Below are 1,666 nucleotides of genomic sequence, written 5' to 3' on the forward strand. Positions count from 1 at the left end.
CGGGAGGTTCGGTTTCGGGATATGTGCGGGATACGACGGGCCGTGGCATCCCCCACTGTACCGTGAGCCTGCTTCGCTATTCGGACACGACTGAATTGTGCGGGACCACGAGCGACACGTGCGGTTTCTTTCGTCTCACGTATCCTCATTCGGGTCGTTATCTGATACGTTACGAGCATCTTGCGTACCGTTCGAGCATTCGCTCCGCGGACCTGCCTGTGGTCGGACCTCTCATAGATACGTTGACCCCGTGGACGGAGCATATCGACGAGGTCGTCGTACTTGCGCAGTACACGAAATACAGTGCCGGGAAGTTGACGGTCAGCATGGCGGGGAATCCGATCGCAAAGAACCGTAGCGTTTCGTCGGCGCTCGATCTTCTGCCGGGCGTCAGGACGGACGGAGCGTCGCTTTTTCTTTACGGGAAACCGGTTTCGTTGGTGTACATCAACGGCCGGAAATCGAGTGTGGAAGAGCTTCGGTCGGTACTTGCCGAGAACGTGGATGAGATCGAGCTCGAAAAACATTCGGGCAGTGCGCACGATGCGATGCTCGACGGCGGAATCGTTCGAGTCCGTCTTCGCAAGCAGCCGAGCGGCAGTTTCTACGGGAACGTTTCGGCCGGTGCGGATTTTTCGCCTTACCTGCAATATTACAACGTACCCTTCACCTTCAGCGGACAATACGGCAATCTCAATATCTACAACTATTTTCTATCGGCCTATGGTGACGGCGACCGCGAGGTTTCCGCTTACGGAGAGTACCGAACGGAAGGTTCGCGGCTCGATGCTCGGACACGCGGTTCAGGTTGCAATTATCAGATAGGGGATCTGTTGTCTCTGGTCTACGAGCTTGCACCGAATCAGCAGGTTGGTGTTCTGGGTTCTTACGAGTGGAAGAATCAGCCGACTGTGAGTTCACGTCAGATTTCGACGCTGACCCCTCTCTCCGGTTTTCCGTCCCCGGACCAGCCTTCTGCTCGGCAAACGGTGTACGACATGTCCGGTCGGAGTTTTACCCGAACGAGGAAGGCCGCAGCCACTTACAGATACGATTTCGATACGCTGGGCTCCCGTTTTGCGGTCCAAGCCGAATATGTTGGGCGAAGTCAGGGCATACACGCCGACTATACGACCCATCTGTTCCGGATTCCGTCCGCTGGTTCGCCGTATTCGACGGAGTTTCAGCACGAAGATTATATGCCGGATATTTCCGCATTCCAGTTTCGGGCGGACTACACGAAGAGCTTCAGGGAACACCGGACTTTAACGGCGGGGGTTTCGTACGAGTATGAGGACATCGACAACGATTCTGAGATGAGGGAGTTCGTGTCGGGCGCGTGGCGGCGGGACGAGGATCAGAGCGTCTGGTTTCGGAACCGCACTCAGAAGACGGGAGCCTATGCCGATTATTCGGACGTTTACGGCAAGTTCTCGTTGCGTGCGGGTCTGCGGTTCCAATGGGACCGGCTCTCGTACAAGTCGTCGGAGTCGGCTCCGACGACCGACCGGGACTACTGCCGATGGTTTCCGGAGCTGATTCTTTCGTACGCCTTCAATGAAAACCGAGGAACTTTTATGGATTTGTGCTTTATGAGCTACAGCGGGCCTTTGCCTTCGGGGAAATCCATTCTGCCCAAACGCACGCGGACCTCGCAGTACAGCTA

Annotated in this window: 1 protein-coding gene; it reads left to right on the top strand. The window is 56.1% G+C overall.

Features of this window, described 5'->3' with window-relative positions:
- The coding region (locus BN3659_RS10445; RefSeq protein ID WP_171847756.1) for a TonB-dependent receptor at positions 1–1,666 on the top strand (1,666 nt) is incomplete at both ends.

It is taken from the genome of Alistipes sp. CHKCI003 (assembly GCF_900021155.1).
Lineage (GTDB): Bacteria > Bacteroidota > Bacteroidia > Bacteroidales > Rikenellaceae > Alistipes > Alistipes excrementavium.